Origin of the sequence: Actinoplanes sp. CA-015351, assembly GCF_050955685.1 — a bacterium.
Lineage (GTDB): Bacteria > Actinomycetota > Actinomycetes > Mycobacteriales > Micromonosporaceae > Actinoplanes.
Genome location: NZ_CP192102.1, coordinates 2960576 through 2981128 on the forward strand (window position 1 = coordinate 2960576; position 20553 = coordinate 2981128).

Consider the following 20553-nt stretch of genomic DNA (forward strand, 5'->3'; position numbering starts at 1 on the left):
GTGGTCGAGGTGGTGAGCCCGAGCAGGCCGGCCAGCTGCTTGTCCGGCCGGAACGCGACCAGGTTGCCGCCCGCGTTCACCCAGGTCGTGAACATGGTGACCTGGTCGGCGGTGAGCGTGGACTGACCGAGCAGCACGACGTCGTACTGCTCGAGAGTCGCGGCGGTGACGGTGCTGAGGTCGGCCGTGGTGAACTCGTTGAGGCCTTCAGTTCGCAATACCTCAGCGAGGAACGGGGTGAACCCGGAGGCCGACGACTTGATCACCAGAACCGGTCCGCCGGGACCCTGGTCGGCCGGCGGCGGTGGCGAGGCAGCGCTGGTGAACGTCCAGGTGACCGGCGTCATCAGGTTGCCGGCGGTGTCCCGGGCGCCGCTCACCGACGCGGTGTAGGTGGTCGAGTACGCCAGCGCGGCCGACGGCGTGAACGTCGCCGTGCTGGTCCCCGCGTCGTACCCGGTGGTGCCGGCGACCGTACCGGACGGCCCGGTCAGCGCCACCACGACGCCGGAGACCGGCTCGTTGAAATTCGCGGTGACAGCGGTGCCGGCCGGCACCCCGGAGGCGCCGGCGGCCGGGGCACGACCGATCAGCGTCGGTGCGACGGTGTCCGCGGCCGTGGTGTTGAACACGACGTCGACCCAGTAGTTGGTCGACTGGTAGCTGCCGTCGGGGAACGCGCTGGCACCGTACTTGTAGACACCGTTGCTGCCGGCGACCGTGCTCAGCGGTCCCCGGGTCACCGCGGTGGCCAGGCCGTTGCCGGTGGCCGAGTAGAAACCCGCATCGGTGTGGTACGACGCGGTGTACGTGGTGTTCGCGGTGACCGCGACCGGGTTCGGCAGCGTGGCGGTCTGCCAGCCGGTGGCACTCTCCCCGGTGAAGGTGACCTGGGACAGCCGGGTGCCGGCGGTGTTCCACAACGAGCCGATGTGCGTGCCGGTGTTGCCGGCGCCCTTGTAGAACTTGAGGCCGGTGACATAGCCGGCGGCGCCGGCCCGGAACTTCACGCCGACCTCGACGGCGTTGTTGTCGGCGACCGAGGCGGTGGCCGGTGTCGCCGTCGCCGGCCAGATCGTGCAGGGGCAGGCCGAGCCGGACGCGTCCAGGGTGGTGAACGACCAGGTGTAGGCCGCCATGGTGTTGCCGGTGGTGTCCCGGGCTCCACTGACCGTGGCCGTGTACACGGTCGCCGCGCTCAGAGCGGCCGACGGGGTGAACGTGATGGTCCGGGTGGTCGCGTTGTACGCGCTCGTGCCGGCCACCGTCGTGCTGCCGGCCCGCAGCGCGAGGGCCGCTGTGCCGGTCTGCAGCGGCTCGTTCAGGGTGGCGCTCACCGTCGTCGAGGTGGCCACGCCGGTCGCGCCCGCGTCGGGGGAGGTGCCGGTGACGCCCGGCGGGGTGGTGTCGGTGATGCTGGTGTTGAACACCACGTCGACCCAGTAGTTCGCCGATGCCCAGGTGCTGTTCGGGAAGCCGCCGCCGGAGCCGTACCGGTAGACGCCGTTGGCGCCGTCCTGGCCGTCACGCAGCGCGTGCAGCGGCGCGTTGTCCACGCCGGCCGCGGCGAAGGTGCCATCGTCGCTCGCGTACCGGCCGTTCGGCGCGTAGTACGACGCGACGTACGTGGTGTTCGCGCTGACCGCGACCGGGGTGGCGAACGTGGCGGTCTGCCAGCCCGACACGGTCTCGGACGTGAAGACGACGCTGCCCAGGTTGGCGCCGGTCGAACTCCACAGGTTGCCGACGTGCGTGCCGGTGTTGGCGCTGCCCTTGTAGAAGCGCACACCGGTCACGTACCCGTCGGTGTCGGAGCGGAACTTCACCCCCAGCTCGACCGCCGACGTGTCCGAATCAGACGGGGTGGCCGGCGCCGCGGTGCTCGGCCAGATGGTGCAGGGGCAGGTGGCGGCGAGCGCCGCCTCCGGAGCGACGAGCAGCCCGGCCACCAGGACCAGGGCTGCTAGCGCCGACGAGATGAATTTCAAGAGCACACTCTCCTCAGGCGGCCGGGGTGAAGACGACGTCGACCCAGTAGTTCGCCGACTGCCAGGTGTCGGTGGGGAAACCCCCACCGCTTCCGTATCGATAGAGGCCGTTCGCGCCGTCGGTGCCGTCCCGCAACGCGTGCAGCGGGCCGTTGTCGGCGCCGGCGCTCGCGAAGAAGCCGGTGTCCGCGGCGTACCGGCCGGCCGGCGCGTAGTACGACACGACGTACGTGGTGTTCGCGGTGATCGCCACCGGCGCCGAGAACGTGGCGGTCTGCCAGCCGGTGGCCGTCTCGCCGCCGAAGGTGACAGTGCCGAGCAGCGTGCCGCTCGAACTCCACAGGTGGCCGACGTGCGTGCCGCTGTTACCGGCGCCCTTGTAGAACCGGACACCGGTGACCGTGCCGGCCACGTCGGAGCGGAACCGCATGCCGAGCTCGACAGCTGCGGTCTCCGGATCGGCCGCGACACCCGGCACGGCGGTGGCCGGCCAGACCGAGTAGCTCGTGCCGGTCGGCGGCGGCGCTGCCGTGGTGAACGACCAGGAGGTCGACGCCATCGTGTTGCCGGCGGTGTCCTTCGCGCCGCTGACCGTCACGGTGTACGTGGTGCTCGCGGCGAGCTGCGCCGACTGGGTGAACGTGGCCGTGTTCGCCGCCGCGTTGTACAGCGTCGTGCCGGACACCCCGGCCACCGTGAGGCTGACCGTGGAGCTCTGCACCGGCTCACTGAACGCGGCGGCCACCGTGGTCGTGCGCGCCACGCCGGTCGCTCCCGAGGCCGGCGTACGTGTCGTCACGGTCGGCGCCGTGGTGTCCGGTGCTGCGGCGCCCGGGGTGAAGACCACATCGACGTAGTAGTTGGCGCTCTCCCACGACTCGGTCGGGAAGCCGGTGCCGTACCGGTAGATGCCGTTGACCCCGTCCAACCCGTCGCGCAGCGCGTGCAGCGGCGCGTTGTCGACGCCGGCCGCCGCGAACGTACCGGTGTCACCGGCGTAGTGGCCGTTCGGCGCGTAGTACGACACGACGTACGTGGTGTTCGGGGTGAGGGTCACCGGCGTGGACAGATTGGCCTGCTGCCAGCCGGACGCCGTCTCACCGCTGAAGGTGACCGTCGCGAGCTGGGTTCCGGTGTTCGACCACAGCCGGCCCACGTGCGTGCCGGTGTTGGTGGCCGCCTTGTAGAACCGGATCGCGCTGACCGTGCCGGCCACGTCGGTACGGAATCGCAGCCCCACCTCGGTGCCGGTGCCGTCCGGGTCGGCCGGGGTGTTCGGCGTGATCGCCGAGCCCCAGATGCTGCACGGGCAGGTACGCGCGCCCACGGTGACCGCCCGGGTCGTCTCGGTGCCCACGTTGCCGCTGTCGTCGGTGGCCCGCACCTTGATCGTCGCCGTGCCGGTGCTGCCCGGCGTCCAGGTGTACGTCCACGCGGCGCGCCCGTTCGCCGGGTGCCAGCTGGTCCCGTTGTCGGTGGAGACCTCGACACCGCCGATCACACCGCCGCCGGTGTCGGTCGCGGTGCCGGAGACGACCGTCGGCGAGCCGGACTGCACCGACGTGCCGGCGGCCGGCGCGGTGATCGCGGCGGCCGGCGCCACCGTGTCGGTGGAGGCGGTGGCGAGGGTCAGGCCGGACTGCAGGGTGCCGGGCTGGACACCCATGTCGGCCAGGAAGTTGACGGTGGCCTGCTTCATCGGGGTGCTGGCCGCGCCGGAGCCGCGGTCGTGGTTGCTGTCCAGGCCCCAGGACCACTGCACGGTGCCGGCACCGAAGACCAGGGCGCCGCTGGCCGCCCGGTACATCGTCATGTTGTGGGTGGCGCTGCCGGTGGCGTACGTCGATCCGTAGTCCTGCAGCAGGTCGAGCCCGGAGGCGGTGGTGGTGGACAGCCGGAACAGCCCGCGCGGCCGGACACCGTTGTCCTCGTCGATGTCCCACTCGTAACCGACGGTCCCGGTGCCCAGGGTCGCGGTGGCACCGGCCGACTGGGTGGCGACAGTGGTGCCGCGCCAGAACCGCATCTTGCCGTCGGCAGCCGGCACCTGCAGGTTCACCGTGCCCGCGTTGACCTTGAAGCTCGTGCCGGTCAGCGCGTTCTCCGGGCGGTTGCCGTCGGACGGCGGGCTGAACCGCGGGTCACGCCAGGTGCCGGTCCAGGTCGCTGTCGGATCGATCTTGCCGCCCGCGTGGGTCTCCTTATAGGCGACCATCGTGCGGTACGAGTCCTCCCAGCGGGTCTTCCAGAACACCTCGTTGCCGCTGAGGAACGCCAGGTTGACGCCGGCGTCGCGGGCCGCCTCGACGTTGTCGCGCTGTGCGCCGGACCAGTACTCGTCGTGGCCCACCGACAGGAACGCCTTGTGGTTGCGCAGCAGCGCGCCGCTGCGGTCGGCGTCAACACCCGCGATGTAGCTGACGTCGTAACCGTTCGCCTCCATCCACCGCACCATCGGGTACTCGGCGTTGAAGACGGCGTCCTCGGCCCCGGTCCCGCGCGTGGTGATCGGCCGGTTGTAGCTCACCTTGTACGCGCGCCCGGCCGGCGAACCGACGTACAGGCTGTTGCCGCCGTACTGGTTGTAGGCCTGCCAGGTCGAGTCGGAGGTCTGGAAGACGACGTCCGAGTGGCTGGCGTCGTTGCGCACCACGAACACGATGTGGCTGGCGCCGGACGTGCCGTCGGTACGCACGAGCCGGGCGAAGTAGATGCCGGAGACCGCGTTCGACGGCACCGCCCACGACGCCGAGACCGCCCAGTTGCCGCAGTCGACCAGGCCGGTGGCGGCCTGGCTCATGCAGCTGGGCTGGTTCTGCTGACCGACCGGATTGACCGTCGTGATGAGCCGTGCGCCATTTCCGGCGTAATAACCCATCCGGTAGATGTCGAGCCGATACGACGCCGCCGAGGATTTGATTTTGAAATTGACCGTTTCGCCGACGTTGACACTGATCTGGGTGCTGAATCCCTGAATGGCATCGCTACCGGCGCCGGAAACGTCCCACGTGCTCTTCGGCGTGCCGGTCCTGGTGTTCTCGCACGCGATCGGATTGATCAGCGGCGCGCACGCGTCAGCGGCGGCCGGGCCGGCCCCGGTGACCGCCGCGCCCGCGACGACCAGCGTGACCACCAGTAACAGCCGTAACCGGAATGACTTGAGATGACGCACCGGAATCGTCTCCCCCGCGGTTGATAGGGATTGAGAAAGAGCACCACAGCGAATCATGGGAATACGTGAACGCAGTATCTGTCGGTCACCCGACAGCCCCGGCGATGGTGGGCGAAGTGCGAATTTAGTCGGCCCGGTCAGTTCCATGGGTTTGGCCAGTCCGGATCAAACACCCGCCGATCAGAGGATTTCCCAACGCTCCCGGCCGCCGTAAAAGCCGCCACCCGCCTCCGATACGTTGTGCGCTTGTGGTCGCCGCAACGGCACAAACTCACAAGATCTGTGAAGCAACCGACACGCCGCCCCGCCCGTGCCGCCCGTGCCGCCCTCACTGATCTTGTGAGTTTCCGGCTGCCAGAGCGGCCCAAGCTCACAACATCTCGGCACGGCTGTCAGTTTCGTGGCCTGGAGGCCGGCTGGCTTGCGAGGGGCAGTTCGCGGTCAGCAAGCGCGCGCTGCGGCACAGCCGGCGCGGATCATGGCCGGCCCGGAAGCTGACCGAAATGAGGGCACACACAAGAAGCCGACAGCAGCCTCTCAACGACCGGTGACGCCCCGCATCGCCGCCGCCACGTCCTGCGCGCCGCCTGAGCTCTCCGCCGACAACCCCTCGATCACCCCGTTCACATCAGCCTCGGACCGGTTCTGGCTCAGCTTCCACTTCGCCTCGATCCGGCTGATGCGCAGCGATACCCCGACGATCGCCTTCAACTGCCCTTCCACGAACCGCGCCGGCGCGTCCTCCACCGCCCACGGCTCCTCCCGCCCCGCCTCGTGTTTCCCGGTCAGCCGGCGTACCTGTGCCGCAACCCAAACCGGATCGTCATGCACGACAAGCTCGCCATAAACGTGCGCCACCACGTAGTTCCACGTAGGCACCACCCGCCCGTGCTCCGCTTTGGACGCATAAAAACTGGGCGACACATAGGCATCCGGACCGCGTACGATAGCCATCGCCTCACCGATGACCGGCTGCCGCCACTGATCGTTGTTCCGCGCCAGATGAGCGTGCAACGCATGGGTCTCAGCCTCATAGACGAACGGCACCGGCGTGGCGAGCAACCCCTCAGCCGTGCACGTCACCAGATCGGCAAGACCACCGTTCTCCACAACAGGTACACCAGAACCGGCGAAATGCGTCGGTACGTACATGAGAATCAGCCTTTCGAACGGGTTCGCTGAGTCAGCACAACACAACCGAGCACGATCAGCGCCGCCGCGATCGAACTTCGGCTCACCGCTTCGCCGAGCAGCAGCGCCGACCACGCCAAGGTGAGCAGCGGCTGCATGAGCTGGATCTGACCGACTTTGGCGATGCCGCCGCGAGCCAGTCCGCCGTACCAGGCGAAGAACCCCAGGAACATCGACACCACGGTGAGATATCCGAAGGCTGCCCAGCCGGATACGCCGGCATGCGGGGGAGAGACCCAAGCGCTGGTCACCGTCGTCGGAATGGTCACGGGCAGCGAGATGATCAAAGCCCAGCAGATGGTACGCGCACCGCCCAGCTCCCGTGCCAGCGCGCCGCCCTCGGCGTACCCAAGTCCGCAAAGGATCACCGCGATCAGCAGGAAGAGATCGGCGGACGTCAGCTCGCCGTGCACCGTGCCGCTGGTGACCAGGAACGTCAGTACGACCGCCAGCCCACCGAGGCTCGCCAGCCAGAACAGTGCCGGCGGCCGCTCGCCGGCGCGCAGCACCGCGAAGACCGCCGTCATCGCGGGCAAAACGGTGATCACGACCGCGCCGTGCGCCGAGGTGGACGTGGTGAGCGCCAGCGACGTGAAGAGCGGGAAGCCGACGACCACGCCGAGCGCCACGATCGCGAGCCGGCGCCACTGCCGGCGGGTCGGTGCGGAGGCCGCCGTGACCCGCAGGTAGACCCAGGCCAGGGCGGCTGCGCCGACCGCCCGGCCGAACGCGACGAACCACGGGTCCAGATCGGCGACGGCGACCCGGGTGAACGGCAGGGACAGGCTGAAGGCGAGCACACCCAGCGCCCCGAGGACGATGCCACCCGTTACCGCCCTGGAGGCAGTAGCGCTACTCTGTGCTGTCATGGAGAACGGTAACGCACCCGCCCGGGTTGTCCAAGACCTCCGCCGCGTGGCGGCCGTCTCGCCATCCGGTGCGCAGCTGCCCTCGGTCCGCGAGCTGACCGCACGCCACCAGGCCTCCCCGGTCACCGTCGCAGCGGCGATCCGGCAGCTCGTGGCGGAGGGAGTGGTCGAGACCCGCAACGGCAGGGGAACCTTCGTGGCGGCGCGGGGCGAGCAGCCGCGTACCCCTGACCTCTCCTGGCAGACGGTCGCCCTCGGGCCGGCGCGGTCCGGCGAGCACGAGATGCAAGCGTTACTGGCGTTACCGCCTTCCGGGGCGATTTCGCTCAGCAGCGGGTACCTGGGCACCGACCTTCAGCCGGCTGCCGCACTCGGCGCCGCCCTGGCCCGGGCCGCCCGTCAGCCGGCCAGCTGGCAGCGCGGCCCGGTCGAGGGCCGGGAGGATCTGCGGGCCTGGTTCGCCCGCGAGTCCGGCGGCGGCCTGCGCGCCGACGACATGGTGATCTGCCCGGGCGGCCAGGCCGCGCTCTCCACCGCGCTGCGCGCGCTGACCGCGCCGGGCGACACCGTGCTCGTCGAGTCGCCCACCTATCTGGGCGCGCTCGCCGCGGCCCGCGCCGCCGGCCTGCGGGTGGTTCCGGTGCCGGCCGACGACGACGGTGTCCGCCCGGACCAGCTCGCGGCCGCGTTCGCGCGTACCGGATCGCGCCTCTTCTACTGCCAGCCGCTGCATGCCAACCCGACCGGCGCGAGCTTGGCGGCGGCCCGCCGGGCCGCGATCCTTTCTTGTGTACGGGATAACGCCGCATTCCTGATCGAGGACGATTACGCCCGCGACCTGACGATCGACGGCGAACCGCCCGCACCCCTGGCTTCCGAGGATCCGGACGGCCACGTCATCTACCTGCGATCGCTCACGAAACCGGCGGCACCGGGTCTGCGGGTCGCCGCGATCGGCGCCCGGGGCCCGGCCGGCGCCCGGCTGCGCGCCGCCCGGCTGCTCGACGACTTCTTCGTCTCCGGCCCGCTCCAGCAGGCCACCTGCGAGTTCGTCAGCTCACCGGCCTGGACCCGGCACCGCAAGTCGTTGCGCATCGCGCTGCGCCACCGCCGCGAGGCGCTGCTCACGGCCCTGTCCCGGCACCTGCCCGACCTGCTGCCCGCCCGGGTACCCCGAGGCGGCATGCACCTGTGGTCCCCGCTGCCGGCCGGAGCCGACGACACCGCGGTCACGGCCGCAGCTGCCGCGCAGGGCGTGGTCGTTTTCCCGGGCAGGCCGTGGTTCGCCGCCGAGCCGACGGGCGCTTTCCTGCGCCTCACGTACGCGGCAAGCCCACCCGACCAGATGGACGAGGCAGTCCAACGGCTGGCAAGAGCCTTCTGACAGCCACCCCATCGGCGGGGTCCAGCGCCGGGCTTCAGCGGCCCGGGGTGTTCGGCGGCCCGGGGTGTTCGGCGGCCCGGGGTGTTCAGCGGCCGGGGTGTTCAGCGCCGGGCCAGGCGGCGTGCTCCCGAGATGCCGCTCTGGTACGGCAGCTCGTAGTGGGCGAACAACGCCGGCTCATCGGTCGCGGCCAGCTCGCCGTCAAGGTCGATGCCGGGCGCGTTCCCGACAAGCTTCTTGCCGTACCGCACCCGAACCGCCTTCGGGCTCACCGTCGCCCCGTCAAGCGGCACGAACACCAGCCGATGCCGCCCGATGAAACCAACTCGCACCGTGGCGAACGCAGGCTCGTCATTAACGGTGTCGACGTACACAGCCTCAAGGTCACCGATCTTGTCGCCATCCGGATCGACGACGTTCTCACCACGCCAGTCACGCAGGTTCTCAGCAGGGAACATGCCTGAGTTGTGCCCGCACCCAGCCCCAGGGAAACCGCCACCACCAAACCCAATCCACCCCGCCCGCCTGCCCCGCCTGCCCCGCCTGCCCCGCCCGCTCCGCCTGCCCCGCCCGCCCCGTCTGGATCTTGTGGACTTCCCCGCCGACGTGACCGCACAACTCCACAAGATCGAACAGGCTTCGGCCGATCTTGCGGAGTTACACGCAAACGGTTCCCCGAAAACCACAAGATCGCGAAGTGCCGCGGTGGCTGAACCTCGGACGCCGGTGGGGCATAGGGCACCCACGAGTCTCCAAGATCTGGCACCGTCCACCCGCTGTGATGGCAGAGCTTTGCCGCAGAACGCCCAAATCACCTGAAATCGACCCGCCACGGTTGGCTGTCCCGCAAATTCGTGTACTTGTGGTCGACCGGCCGGCCGAACCGCACAAGATCTCCGAGCGGCACCTCGCACCGAGATAACCGCCGCGCCGCCCCGAACCCGCTACCGCTCCACAAACGGCGAAACCCGAGCGATGAAGAATCGCCCAAGATCGCGGGCGGCGGGCGGCGGGCGGCGGGCGAAAGAGCGGGCGGCGAGGCTGCGGCTGTGGCTGGCCCGCGTTGGGTCAGCGGAGGCGGACGGAGAGGATGCCGGATATCTGGCCGGCGGTTACCACTGCCGTGGAGCCGGTTCGGAAGTTCCAGGCGATCAAGCCCTCACGCTCGGCCTGGATCAGGACGGTGTCGCGGTCGATGAAGGCCAGCGGTGCGCAACAGCCCTTCCACCGGTCCGGGCCCAGGTCCAGGACGCGTTCCGCCACGCCGGTCCGGGCGTTGACCACCGTCACCGCCTCGTGGCCGTGCGTCGGAGTGCTGCCCCAGGACGAGCGGACCACATGGTCACCGTTGGTGATCGGGGAGCCGTACCACTCGGTGATCGTGTAACCGGGCAGGCCGGTGTCGTCCACCGGTGTCTCGCTGACCGGTGAAGGCTGAGCGGGACCCCACTGGCGCAGCGTGCGGCCGGTGGCGGGCAACTCCAGCAACGAGCCGTCGCTGTCCCACAGGGACACCGCCGCGGGCAGCCGGGTCACCTTCCGCGCGGCCCAGCCGACCGCGTACGCGCCCGGTCCGCCCGCTCCGACCAGGACCGTCGTGTCGTCCTGCCACGCCACCTGTTCGTTGAGGCCGGGTACGCCGATGCGGTGGGCCGTCGCGGTGGGCAGGTCCACGACCACCACGGCCTGCGGCTGCGGGATGGCGATGCGGCGGCGGTCGGGGGAGAGGGACAGCGGGCGCAGCGGGGCTGCCCGGTTGCCGCCTTCGTCGTGGGTGAAGGTCAGATCGGCCACGTCCAGTTCCACCCAGATGCCGTCCGGCGCGACAGCGTAGATCGGCTCCGGCTCGGCGCCGGGCTCCGGGACAGTGGGCTGGAAGACCGCCATGGCGGCTTCGATCGGGTACGCGGACAGCGGCTGCACGTCGCCCGGGATCAGATCCGCGCTTCTCGGCGGGAGCGGGGCGATCAGACGGGTGGGGAGGCCGGCCGGGATCCGGTGCACCTGCGGCGTCAGAGAGGTGGCGATCGGCTCCGGAAGTGGGGTGTTCTGCGATGCCGTTGGAAAGAAGGCGGCGGAAATGGTCAGCGCGGCCACGGCTGCCACGCTGATTCCGTATCGACGTTGTCTGGTTCGGCGGGCGCGGGACCAGGCGGTGTGCGCGAGAGAAGGCACCTGGATGGTGTCGGAGGCCTCCTCAAGGAGGCTTTTCAGATCGTTGCTGGTCATTGTCGTGCTCCCAGAAGTTCGCCGAGTTCCGGTGCCAGTTCGCGCAGGCGGCGAAGGGCCGCGCTGTTCTGGCTTTTGACGGTTCCCACCGAGACGCCGAGGATTTCCGCGGTGCGGGCCTCGGTCAGATCGTCGAAATAGCGCAGCACGATGACGGCGCGTTGCCGGGGCGCGAGGAGGCGCAGCGCGCGCTCGAAGATCAGGCGGGCCGGCAGGTCGTCGCCGGGTCCGGGCGGCGGTTCCGGGACGGTGTCGATGAGGCGTTCGCGTCTGCGGCGGCGCCACCAGGAGACGGCGTCGCGGTACAGGACCGTGCGCACGAATGCCTCGGGGTCGCCGTCGCGCAGCGTACGCCAGCGCAGGGCGAGCTTGACCAGGGCGTTCTGCAGGAGGTCCTCGGCGAGGTGGTGATCGCCGCAGATCAGATAGGCCGAGCGCAGCAGGCGGTGCTGGCGTGCCTGCACGAACGCGACGAACTCGGACTCGGGGTTCACGGATTCAGAACGCATGGGACCCGTCGAATGGTTGGGTGTCTATGAGCTCAGATTCTTCGCGATGAAGTCGAATGCGTCCGGGATCACTGTCGACCAGTAATTGAAGTTGTGTTTTCCCGGGCCGAATCCGCCTGCGCCCGGTGGCACCGGCAGGGACGCCCAGAGTTCGCGGACGTTGTCGTACAGGTCGTCGTCCTTGCCGCACCACAGGCCGATCGGAACGTCTTTCAACCGCTCCAGGCCGTCGAAAACCACGTCTCCCGGGGCGACCGCCGGGGAGAACGCGGCCACCGATCGGACCAGGCCGGGGAACGTCGACGCCAGCAGCAGCGCACCGGAACCGCCCATCGACCAGCCCCACGCCGCCAGCCGGGTGGTGTCGAAGCCGCGTTCCGCGCACCACGCCGGCATCTCCTGGCGGACCATCCACTGCGGGTCGTCGCCGCCGCGCGGCCGCCACGCCAGCCGGTCGCCGGTGGCGCCGGCCAGCACGAACGGCGCCGCGCCGCGCTGGACGGCATCGGTCAGGAACCGGCCAAGACCCATCGCCGCGAAGTCGGCCGGGCGTTTCGAACCGCCGTGCAGCACCAGGCAGACCGGCAGGCCCCGCCCGTCGCCGTGCCCGGCCGGAACCGCCGTCCAGAAGTCGACGGTCCGGCCCCGGGCAGCCGAGAAGCGCTGCTCCAGACGTTCGTCGCCGGGCAGGGCGGACGGCATCACCGGGCCGGGGCCGGCACTGACCCAGGAGCAGCCGCCCGCGGCAGCCAGAACCGAACCGGCCAAGAGGAACGCTCGTCGTCGCACGGCCTGATCAACGGATGGGATGCTTTCCGGATGTCACCGTTCGAAATTCAGGCCTTCATCGACGAGCACCGCAACGACCTCGCCGGCAGTCTGGACGGCCTCTCCGAGGAGGAGGCACGCCGCCGGCTGGTGCCGTCGAAGACCACCCTGCTCGGGCTGGTCAAGCACGCCACGTTCGTGGAGAAGGTGTGGTTCGACGAGGCGGTCACCGGCCGGTCCCGCGCCGAGATCGGGATTCCGAAGACGCCGGACGCGTCGTTCACCCTCGACAGCGGCGACACGATCGAGAGTGTGCGGGACGCGTATCTCAAAGCCTGTGAGCACTCCCGGCTCGCTGTCGAGCATCTGAATCTCGACGATCTGCTGCCCGGCAACCGGCGGGGTCCGCTGTCGCTGAGCTGGGTCCTGCTGCACGTGCTGCGCGAGATCGCTCAGCACTGCGGGCACGCCGACATCCTGCGTGAGCAGATCCTGGCGGCGCGGCAGGGACTACCCGCCTAGCTCGCGCAGGCCCTTCTCCCAGCGTTCCCGCCGCTCGTCGGGCGACTGCTCCCACCAGGGATCGCCGCGTTCGCCGAGCGCGACCTTCGCGAGCTGCACCCGGGCCCGCGCCGGCTTCGGGTCCTCGCTGTTGCGCAGGGCCGTGCCGACATCGCGGCGGGCGGACATCAGCGCTCTGCGCAGCCGGGCCGCCTCGTCCTCCGGGATCTCCGGATCGGTGGCCCGCCATCGCCGGCCGTTGACGACGATGTAGCGCCCGTCCTCGGTCTTCTCCACGGTGAGCACTTACCCGCTATCGTCGGGCGGATGCGCCGTCATGTCGTGCCGCGACTGCGCGCCACCGTCGACGCGCTCGAAGACATCGTCCGTGGTCTCGGCACGTCGGTGCTGGCCCTCGGTGCCCTGTTCGGGCTGCTGGTCACCCTCGCGCTCGCGCCGGGCGCCCGCAAGGCCACCCGCGCGGTCGCCGACCGGGAACGCACCCGGCTGACGGTGCCCCATCCGCAGGGGGCGATCGCACTCACCGACCCGGTGATGCGCCGGGAAATCGCCTGGGCGGCCGTGCACGGCACGGCCGGCTTCCTGCTCGGCGCTGCCGGGATCACCCTGCCGGTGTACGCGCTGGAGAACACCACCTTCCCGCTCTGGTACCGGGCCCTCGACCCCGAGGACGCCGGACCGGGCATCGTCCTCTGGCGCATCGATGGGCTCGGCGACGCCCTGGTCGTGCTGGCGCTCGGCATCGGATTCGCGCTGCTGACCGTCTTCGGCTGCCCCGCCGTCGCCCGTCTCCAGGCCCTGCCCGGGCGGCGCCTGCTCGCCCCGGCCGGCGACGCCGACCTGTCGCTGCGGGTGGCCGAGCTGACCGCGACCCGTGCGGCCGCCCTGGACGCGCACGCCGTCGAGCTGCGCCGCATCGAGCGCGCTCTGCACGACGGCACCCAGAACCGGCTGGTCGCCCTGAACGTCCTGCTCGGCGCCGCCCGCCGCGCCCAGCAGCGCAACCCGGACGCCGTCGGTGACATCCTCGACCGCGCGCAGGACGCCACCGAACAGGCCCTGGCCGAGCTGCGCGCGGTGGTCCGCGGCATCCTGCCGCCGGTTCTCGGCGACCGGGGCCTGGCCGGTGCGCTCGCCGGTCTCGCATCCGGCTGCGCGGTGCCCTGCCACCTCGAGGTGGACGTTCCCGGCCGCTGCGCGGCCTCCGTCGAGGCGACCGCGTACTTCGTGGTGGCCGAGGCACTGACCAACGTGGTCAAGCACAGCGGCGCGGCTGCGGCTGCGGCTTCGGTACGCCGGGACGGCCCCCGCCTGAACGTCCGGATCACCGACGACGGCCGAGGCGGCGCGAACGAGGACAACGGCTCCGGCCTGGCCGGCATCCGGCAACGTGTCGAGGCCTACGATGGCCGCTTCGAGCTGGACAGCCCACCGGGTGGGCCGACGACCCTGGACGTGGAGCTGCCGTGCGGATCGTGATCGCCGAGGACGACCCGCTGCTGCGCGAAGGCCTCGCCCTGCTGCTGCGCGCCGAGGGCCTGGACGTGGTGGCCACCACCGACGCACCCGGCCCGTTCCTGGTGGCGGTCGCCGAGCATCGCCCGGACGTCGCGATCGTCGACGTGCGGATGCCGCCCACCCACACCGACGAGGGGATCGTCGCGGCGGTCGAGGCCCGCCGCCGGCAACCGGAGCTGGCCGTGCTGGTCCTCTCCGCGTACGTCGAGCAGGCCTTCGCCACCGACCTGATCAGCACCGGCACGGCCCGGCTCGGATATCTGCTGAAGGAACGGGTCGGCCGGGTGGAGCAGTTCCTGGACGCGCTGCACCGGGTCGCCGGTGGCGGCACGGCCATCGACCCCGAGGTGGTCGGCCAGCTGCTCGCCCGGACCCGCCCGGACAGCACGCTGTCCCGGCTCAGCCCGCGGGAACGCGACGTGCTCGCGCTGATGGCCGAGGGCCTCGGCAACACCGCGATCGCGGAGAAGCTCGTCGTCACCGGCAACGCCGTGCACAAGCACATCCGCAGCATCTTCGCGAAGCTCGATCTGCCCCCGGACGACCGCGCCGACCGCCGGGTCACCGCCGTGCTGCGTTACCTGGAGGACAGCCAGAAGTAGCGCCTGCTGTACCCCGGTCGGGCAGCCAGCTTCATTTTCCGGGCGCCCGGATCGGCGAAGACTTCTCCGTGAGGAATACAGACGGAGAGGCAGATCGATGTCCGCGGTTCGCGTTCAAGGCTTGACCCGCATCTATTCATCGAGTGGCGGGGAGCCGGTGCACGCCCTGGCCGGGATCGACGCCGATTTCGCGCACGGCACCTTCACCGCGATCATGGGGCCGTCCGGGTCCGGCAAGAGCACGTTGCTGCAGGCCGCGGCCGGGCTGGACCGGCCCACCGCGGGCAGCGTCCGGATCGGCGACATCGAGCTGTCGGCACTCTCCGAGACCAGGCTGACCAAGCTGCGCCGCGGCCGGATCGGTTTCGTCTTCCAGGCGTTCAACCTGATCGGCGCGCTCACCGTCGAGGAGAACATCCTGCTGCCGCTCCGGCTGGCCGGCGTCCGCCCGGACCGCGCGTGGATCGACCAGGTGATCGAGCGGATCGGCCTCGGCCACCGGCTGCGGCATCGGCCGTCCGCGCTCTCCGGCGGCCAGCAGCAGCGCGTCGCGATCGCCCGGGCCCTGGCGTCCCGGCCGGAGGTGATCTTCTGCGACGAGCCGACCGGCGCGCTCGACACCACGACCGCCGCCGAGGTCCTCGACCTGCTGCGCGGACTCGTCGACGAGCACGAGCAGACGGTCATCATGGTCACCCACGATCCGGTCGCGGCGTCGTACGCGGACCGGGTGATGGTCCTGGCCGACGGCCGGATCGTGCACGACATGCCGCAGCCGGGCGCCGCGCGCATCGCCGAGCATCTGGCCGCGCTGGGCCACCGCCGGAGCCTCGCGAACGGAGCTGTCCGATGACCCGGCTCGCCGTCCGCATGCTGCGCCACCGCCCGGGCTCCTCGGTGGCCACGCTGCTCGCGCTCGCCCTCGGCGCGGTGATCCTGACCGCGATGGGTGTGCTCGTCGAGTCCGGCCTGCGCCATCACCCGGCGCCGGTCCGTTATGCCGCCGCCGATCTGGTCGTGGCCCGCCCCGACACCACGTTCACCTCGACGGAGTTCGACGGCGAGATCTACCGGAGCACGGCGGCGTTGCCCGAGGGAACCGTGCCGGACGCTCTCTCCACCGCTCTGGACAAGCTGCCGGGTGTCGCCGCGGTCGCCACCGACGAGAACATCCCGGTCGGCGGGCAGGCGATCGGGCGGAGCTGGTCGAGCGCGGTGCTGACTCCGTACACGCTCACCGCCGGAACCGCGCCGGCCCGGGACGACCAGGTGGTGCTGACCACCGGTCGGTCACAGCCCGGTGATCGGGTCGAGCTGCTGGTCGGCGGGGTGCTCCGGGCGTACACGGTCAGTGGTCGTGCGACGGGGAGCGCGGGCGCCGCTGTCTTCTTCAGTGACGCGCAGGCCGCGGCTCTGTCGCCGCGTCGTGGCGAGGTCACCGCGATCGGCGTGATCGCCACCCCGGGTACCGATCTCGCCGCGCTGAAGAGCCGGATCGCCGGGCTGACCGGTGACGCCCGCGTGCTCACCAGCGACGACAGCGGCCTGGCCGAACGGTCGGCGGATCGTGCCGCGGCCGGGCTGCTGGTCCAGATCGGCGCCTCGTTCGGCGGCTACGTGGCGCTGCTGATCATCTTCGTGGTCGCTGCGACGGTCGGCCTGTCGGTCCGGCACCGCCGTCGCGACCTCGCCCTCGTACGTGCCGTCGCGGCCACACCCGCCCAGGTACGCCGCATGATCATGATGGAGACCGCGCTGATCAGCGCCCTGGCCGGCGTGATCGGCGTGCCGTGCGGCCTGCTCGCCGCGCGCTGGCTGACCGGCGAGCTGGAGGGCCGTGGCTTCCTCCCGGCGAGCTTCCCGATGCTGCCCGGCGTGCTCGCCGCACCCGCCGCCTTCCTGACCATCGTGACGGCGGCGGTGCTGGCCGGGTTGCTCGCCGCCCGCCGGATCGCCGGCATCAAACCGGCCGAGGCGCTCGGCGAGGCCGCGGCTCTCGGTGAATCCGGCCGCAAGCGGCTCGTCGGCGGTCTGATCGCGCTCGCCGCCGCGGCGGCCACCACCGGCGCCGCCGCCGGCACGAGCGGGCAGACCGCGATGGGCGCCGCGATCGGCATGCTCTACCTGTTCGTGCTGGCCGTCGCGCTGCTGGCGCCGTGGATCAACCGGGCCGCCGCACGTCTGCTCGGCGGGCCGCTGCGCGCGATCTTCGGCACCAGCGGTTACCTCGCCGCCGCGAACCTGCGCGCCAACGCCCAGGGCGCCGCCACGGTCCTGACATCGCTGGTCCTGGCGGTCGGTTTCGGCGGTTCGGTCTGGTTCCTCCAGGACAACCTCGAACGCCAGGCGGTCGCCGAAAGCCGTCAGGGTCTGCTCGCTGCGCGAGCGCTGGTCGCCCCCGCGGGCCTGCCCAGCTCCGCGGTGGCCGAGGTCCGTGCACTTCCCGGCGTACGCGCGGCCACGCCGCTCCGGCACACCTCGGTGGTCGTGGCGCTGATGGGCGACGCGGAGACGATTCCGGCCCGGGCGGCGGATCTCGGAACACTGGCTTCCACTGTCGACCTGGGCGTGGTCGAGGGTGCGTTGAGCGCCGACTCCGCCGCCGTCTCGCGTACCCACGCCTCGATGTTCGGCTGGGAACTCGGGGAGAAAGTGGAGATGCGGCTCGCCGACGGCCGAGCGGTCACGCCGCGGATCGGCGCGATCTACCAGCGCGGGCTCGGCTTCGGCGACGTGATCCTGCCGCTGTCACTGGTCGGCGGGCTGCCGGACGAGGTGCTGATCGACGCGCCTTCCTCGCTCGCCATCGCCGCCTACCCGGGCACCTCGGTCGTCGACACCGCCGCGCTCACCGGCGGCCTCGCCCGGGACCTGGCCCTGAGCGCCTGGCTGAACCGGCTCCTGATCGCCGTGATGGTCGGATACACCGCCGTCGCGGCCGCCAACACGATGGTCATGGCCGCCCTGGCCCGCCGCCGCGAACTCGCACTGCTACGCCTGACCGGCGTCACCCGCCGCCAGGTCAAACTCATGATCAACGCCGAACAGATCGGCCTGCTCGGCACCGCGGTGGTGCTCGGCGGCGCCGTCGCGGCACTCACGCTGAGCAGCGTGGTACGCGCCCTGACCGGCGACCCGGTGCCGTACGTGCCGGCCGTCGGCTGGATCACGGTTCTCGGCGGGACCACCGCCCTCGCCCTGACCACCACGATCCTGCCGATCGCCGCGCTGCTGCGCAGACCGCCGGCCGTGTCCGGGTGAGCGGCACGCGCACCCTACGGTGTCCAGCATGGACCGCGAGAGCCTCACCGTGACCGAACGCAGGATCTGGGACGCCTTCACCACCGGGCGCCGCGTCGATCTCACCGGCGAGCAGGACCGGCGGGTGCGGGCCGGGCTGCTGACCTTCCTGGCGCTCGGCGGGGTCGCGGACCGCGACGGCGAGCGCAGCGCTCTGCGGATCACCGGTGCGACGATCATCGGGAGGTGGACGCTGGCCTACGTCGACGTGGCAGCGCCGATCAGCCTGTGGAAGTGCGAGTTCGAGCGGCCGATGGACTTCTACGGCACCCGGTTCCGGCGGATCAGCCTGGACAGTTGCGTGTTCCCCGGATTCATCGCGTCGAACGCCGTCGTCGAGGGCGGGATGCGGCTGCGGGGTGTCCGCAGCACCGGAACGATCAGGCTGGTCGGCGCCCGGATCGAGGGCGCGCTGACGCTGAGCGGCGCGGAGCTGACCGCCCCGGACTACACCGTCGACGCCACCCGGATCCGGATCGGCTCGGACATGTACGCCCGGGAAGGCTTCCGCAGCACCGGCGAGATCCGGATCGACCACGCCGAGATCGGTGGCTCGCTGCGCTGGGAAGGGGCACACCTGTCCCACCCGGGGCAACGGGTGCTGGACGCCCGCGGGATCCGGGTGGTGTCGGAGGTGCGGTTCCGCAACGGGTTCACCGCGGACGGCCGGGTCGACCTGCGCGGCGCCCAGATCGGCGGCGAGTTCTCCATCGAGGACGCGGTCCTGACCGGCCTGCCCCAGTCGCTGACGCTCGGCAGCGTCACCGCCCGGGAGTTCATCCTGTCCGCCCGGCAGCCACCGGCCGGCGCGGTCGACCTCAGCCACGCCAGGGTGGAGGTGCTGCGCGACGACCCGGCGAGCTGGCCGGAGGCGTTGTCACTGAACGGGCTCACGTACGGCGCGCTGGCGGACACCGGCGCCGTCACCGACCGGCTGCGCTGGTTGCAGCGCGATGCGCAGGACTTCCCGCCGCAGGTGTACAGCCAGCTCGCGGCGGTCTACCGCGCGTCGGGACGGGACGACGACGCGCGTACCGTCGCGCTCGCCGGTGAACAGCACCGGCGAGCGACGCTGCGCTGGGCCGGCCAGGCCTGGGGCCTGCTCCAGGACGGCACCGTGGGGTACGGCTACCGTCCGGTCCGTGCCGTCGCCTGGCTCGGTGTCCTGCTCGCGGTCGGCACCTTCGTGTTCACCCACTGGCGGCCAAGACCCGCCGAAGCCCCGAAGGCCCCGGAGTTCCACGCCGCCGCGTACGCCGCCGACCTGCTGTTCCCGGTGATCGATCTCGGACAACAATCCGCCTATCTGCCGCAGGGCTGGACAGCCTGGTTCGCCTATTTCCTGATCGGGGCCGGTCTGCTGCTCGCCACCACCGCTGTCGCCGGCGCCGCCCGGCGTCTCCAACGGGGCTGAGCGCGTCACCGCACACCCGGCCGGTCGTTTCCTCGCTGGTAAGCCACACCGACGAGGAGCACCGGCACCATGCGTCAGCATCGACCCCGCCCGTTCGGCGTACGCGCCCTCCTGCTGGGCGCTCTCGCCGTCCTCGTGACCGGCGTCGGCGCGGCCTTCGCGATGCCCAGCCGGGAACCCGGGCCGGCCCTGGCCGCGACCGAGCCGGTCCTGCACTGCGCCGGTGACGCTGCCGCGAGCGCCCGGGCCGGCCGCGCCCCGGTGCTGCTCATCCACGGGACGGGCTCGAACTTCCAGGCCAACTTCTCCTGGAACTGGGCTCGCGCCTTCACCGCCGAGAAACGGGCATACTGCGGGATCGACCTGCCGGAGGACGCCGGCGGCGACATCCAGCTCGCGGCCGAGCACGTGGTACGGGCGATCCGCACCCTGCACCGGGCCGCCGGGGCGCCGATCTCGATCGTCGGGCACAGCCAGGGCGGGCTGATCGGCCGGTGGGCGCTCAAGTACTGGCCGGACACCCGCGAGATGGTCGACGACTACGTGTCGCTCGGCGCGCCGAACCACGGGACCGCCACGTTCGTCGCCCAGTGCGCGGCGGCGGGGAAGTGCCCGGCCGCGCGGTGGCAGCAGCGGACCGGCTCCCGCCTGCTCGCGGCGCTGAACGACGGCCCGCAGACCTGGCCCGGCGTCGACTACACGCAGGTCATGGTGCACTCCGACGAGATCGTGGTGCCGCACACCTCGTCGGTGCTGCCGGCCGCCACGAATGTCACCAACCTCGAGGTCGGCCGGATCTGCCCGGCCGAGACGGTCGAGCACTTCGGTCTCGCGTACGACAATGCCGCGTACCTCATCGGGCAGGACGCGCTGACGCACCCGGGCCCCGCGCAGGCCTCGCGGATCCGCACCGCCCGGTGCGGCCCGCCGCTGATGCCGGCGGTCGACCCGCTCGCCTTCCCCACCCGGGCCGCGGCCGCGCTGGTGCAGAGCGCCAGCGCGATGGTCACCGCCCGGCAGCTGACGGCGGAGCCGCCGCTGCGCTGTTACGCCGATCGCTCCTGCACACCGGTCCGCCGCTGAGCGT

Annotated in this window: 16 protein-coding genes and 1 pseudogene; 8 read left to right on the top strand and 9 right to left on the bottom strand. The window is 71.3% G+C overall.

Annotated features, from left to right (window positions below; genetic code table 11):
* Positions 1-380: 380 nt before the first annotated feature.
* The 4 genes and pseudogenes from ACQP2E_RS13265 to ACQP2E_RS13280 all read right to left on the bottom strand — a co-directional run.
* A pseudogene (locus ACQP2E_RS13265) lies at positions 381-2075 on the bottom strand (DUF4082 domain-containing protein); the annotation flags it as partial.
* The gene (locus tag ACQP2E_RS13270) at positions 2002-5160 is read right to left on the bottom strand and encodes a N,N-dimethylformamidase beta subunit family domain-containing protein (protein ID WP_433831348.1); all 3159 of its coding nucleotides are present in this window, start codon (positions 5158-5160) and stop codon (positions 2002-2004) included. The pseudogene ACQP2E_RS13265 and the gene ACQP2E_RS13270, both read right to left, overlap by 74 nt.
* Before the next feature lie 537 nt (positions 5161-5697).
* Positions 5698-6312: an FMN-binding negative transcriptional regulator gene (locus ACQP2E_RS13275; RefSeq protein WP_433831350.1), complete on the bottom strand. Its 615-nt coding sequence runs from the start codon at positions 6310-6312 to the stop codon at positions 5698-5700.
* 5 nt (positions 6313-6317) lie between these two features.
* The gene (locus ACQP2E_RS13280; RefSeq protein WP_433831352.1) at positions 6318-7220 is read right to left on the bottom strand and encodes a DMT family transporter; all 903 of its coding nucleotides are present in this window, start codon (positions 7218-7220) and stop codon (positions 6318-6320) included.
* Here ACQP2E_RS13280 and ACQP2E_RS13285 point away from each other — a divergent pair.
* Complete coding sequence (locus ACQP2E_RS13285; RefSeq protein WP_433831354.1) at positions 7219-8604, top strand: PLP-dependent aminotransferase family protein; 1386 nt, start codon at positions 7219-7221, stop codon at positions 8602-8604. The two genes, ACQP2E_RS13280 and ACQP2E_RS13285, sit on opposite strands and share 2 nt — an antisense overlap.
* 101 nt (positions 8605-8705) lie before the next feature.
* Here ACQP2E_RS13285 and ACQP2E_RS13290 read toward each other — a convergent pair whose 3' ends face one another.
* From ACQP2E_RS13290 to ACQP2E_RS13305, 4 genes are all read right to left on the bottom strand, one after another.
* Entirely contained in the window at positions 8706-9062 is a 357-nt protein-coding gene (locus tag ACQP2E_RS13290; protein WP_433831356.1) for a PRC-barrel domain-containing protein, read from the bottom strand.
* 610 nt (positions 9063-9672) lie between these two features.
* Positions 9673-10833, bottom strand: a complete 1161-nt coding sequence (locus tag ACQP2E_RS13295) for a hypothetical protein (protein WP_433831358.1) — start codon at positions 10831-10833, stop codon at positions 9673-9675.
* Complete coding sequence (locus ACQP2E_RS13300; RefSeq protein ID WP_433831360.1) at positions 10830-11342, bottom strand: SigE family RNA polymerase sigma factor; 513 nt, start codon at positions 11340-11342, stop codon at positions 10830-10832. The genes ACQP2E_RS13295 and ACQP2E_RS13300 overlap by 4 nt, the downstream gene beginning before the upstream one ends.
* Before the next feature lie 24 nt (positions 11343-11366).
* Positions 11367-12131 (bottom strand): alpha/beta hydrolase-fold protein, encoded by a 765-nt coding sequence (locus ACQP2E_RS13305; RefSeq protein ID WP_433831362.1) that lies wholly within the window; start codon positions 12129-12131, stop codon positions 11367-11369.
* Between the two features lie 30 nt (positions 12132-12161).
* Here ACQP2E_RS13305 and ACQP2E_RS13310 point away from each other — a divergent pair, with 30 nt between their 5' ends.
* Positions 12162-12632, top strand: coding sequence for a DinB family protein (locus ACQP2E_RS13310; protein WP_433831364.1), 471 nt, complete (start codon positions 12162-12164; stop codon positions 12630-12632).
* Here ACQP2E_RS13310 and ACQP2E_RS13315 read toward each other — a convergent pair.
* Positions 12621-12908 carry a hypothetical protein gene (locus tag ACQP2E_RS13315; protein ID WP_433831366.1) on the bottom strand — a complete coding sequence of 96 codons (288 nt, stop codon included), beginning with the start codon at positions 12906-12908 and terminating at the stop codon, positions 12621-12623. The genes ACQP2E_RS13310 and ACQP2E_RS13315 overlap by 12 nt on opposite strands.
* 30 nt (positions 12909-12938) lie before the next feature.
* Here ACQP2E_RS13315 and ACQP2E_RS13320 point away from each other — a divergent pair, with 30 nt between their 5' ends.
* From ACQP2E_RS13320 to ACQP2E_RS13345, 6 genes are all read left to right on the top strand, one after another.
* Positions 12939-14111 carry a sensor histidine kinase gene (locus tag ACQP2E_RS13320; protein ID WP_433831368.1) on the top strand — a complete coding sequence of 391 codons (1173 nt, stop codon included), beginning with the start codon at positions 12939-12941 and terminating at the stop codon, positions 14109-14111.
* Positions 14099-14752, top strand: a complete 654-nt coding sequence (locus ACQP2E_RS13325) for a response regulator (protein WP_433831370.1) — start codon at positions 14099-14101, stop codon at positions 14750-14752. The genes ACQP2E_RS13320 and ACQP2E_RS13325 overlap by 13 nt, the downstream gene beginning before the upstream one ends.
* 97 nt (positions 14753-14849) lie before the next feature.
* A complete protein-coding gene (locus ACQP2E_RS13330; RefSeq protein ID WP_433831372.1) occupies positions 14850-15605 on the top strand; it encodes an ABC transporter ATP-binding protein in 756 nt (251 codons plus the stop codon).
* Positions 15602-18013 (top strand): ABC transporter permease, encoded by a 2412-nt coding sequence (locus ACQP2E_RS13335; protein ID WP_433831374.1) that lies wholly within the window; start codon positions 15602-15604, stop codon positions 18011-18013. Before ACQP2E_RS13330 ends, ACQP2E_RS13335 begins: the two co-directional genes overlap by 4 nt.
* A 28-nt stretch (positions 18014-18041) precedes the next feature.
* Positions 18042-19466, top strand: a complete 1425-nt coding sequence (locus tag ACQP2E_RS13340) for a hypothetical protein (protein ID WP_433831376.1) — start codon at positions 18042-18044, stop codon at positions 19464-19466.
* Positions 19467-19535: 69 nt separating this feature from the next.
* The gene (locus ACQP2E_RS13345; RefSeq protein ID WP_433831378.1) at positions 19536-20549 is read left to right on the top strand and encodes an esterase/lipase family protein; all 1014 of its coding nucleotides are present in this window, start codon (positions 19536-19538) and stop codon (positions 20547-20549) included.
* Positions 20550-20553: the final 4 nt, after the last annotated feature.

What these genes read in the sequence shown, in the direction of transcription:
- ACQP2E_RS13285 (WP_433831354.1), top strand. Translation starts at nt 7,219, where the DNA reads ATGGAGAACGGTAACGCACCCGCCCGGGTTGTCCAAGACCTCCGCCGC.
- ACQP2E_RS13340 (WP_433831376.1), top strand. Translation starts at nt 18,042, where the DNA reads ATGGACCGCGAGAGCCTCACCGTGACCGAACGCAGGATCTGGGACGCC.
- ACQP2E_RS13280 (WP_433831352.1), bottom strand. Translation starts at nt 7,220, where the DNA reads ATGACAGCACAGAGTAGCGCTACTGCCTCCAGGGCGGTAACGGGTGGC.
- ACQP2E_RS13300 (WP_433831360.1), bottom strand. Translation starts at nt 11,342, where the DNA reads ATGCGTTCTGAATCCGTGAACCCCGAGTCCGAGTTCGTCGCGTTCGTG.
- ACQP2E_RS13295 (WP_433831358.1), bottom strand. Translation starts at nt 10,833, where the DNA reads ATGACCAGCAACGATCTGAAAAGCCTCCTTGAGGAGGCCTCCGACACC.
- ACQP2E_RS13335 (WP_433831374.1), top strand. Translation starts at nt 15,602, where the DNA reads ATGACCCGGCTCGCCGTCCGCATGCTGCGCCACCGCCCGGGCTCCTCG.
- ACQP2E_RS13290 (WP_433831356.1), bottom strand. Translation starts at nt 9,062, where the DNA reads ATGTTCCCTGCTGAGAACCTGCGTGACTGGCGTGGTGAGAACGTCGTC.
- ACQP2E_RS13310 (WP_433831364.1), top strand. Translation starts at nt 12,162, where the DNA reads ATGTCACCGTTCGAAATTCAGGCCTTCATCGACGAGCACCGCAACGAC.
- ACQP2E_RS13330 (WP_433831372.1), top strand. Translation starts at nt 14,850, where the DNA reads ATGTCCGCGGTTCGCGTTCAAGGCTTGACCCGCATCTATTCATCGAGT.
- ACQP2E_RS13320 (WP_433831368.1), top strand. Translation starts at nt 12,939, where the DNA reads ATGCGCCGTCATGTCGTGCCGCGACTGCGCGCCACCGTCGACGCGCTC.
- ACQP2E_RS13275 (WP_433831350.1), bottom strand. Translation starts at nt 6,312, where the DNA reads ATGTACGTACCGACGCATTTCGCCGGTTCTGGTGTACCTGTTGTGGAG.
- ACQP2E_RS13345 (WP_433831378.1), top strand. Translation starts at nt 19,536, where the DNA reads ATGCGTCAGCATCGACCCCGCCCGTTCGGCGTACGCGCCCTCCTGCTG.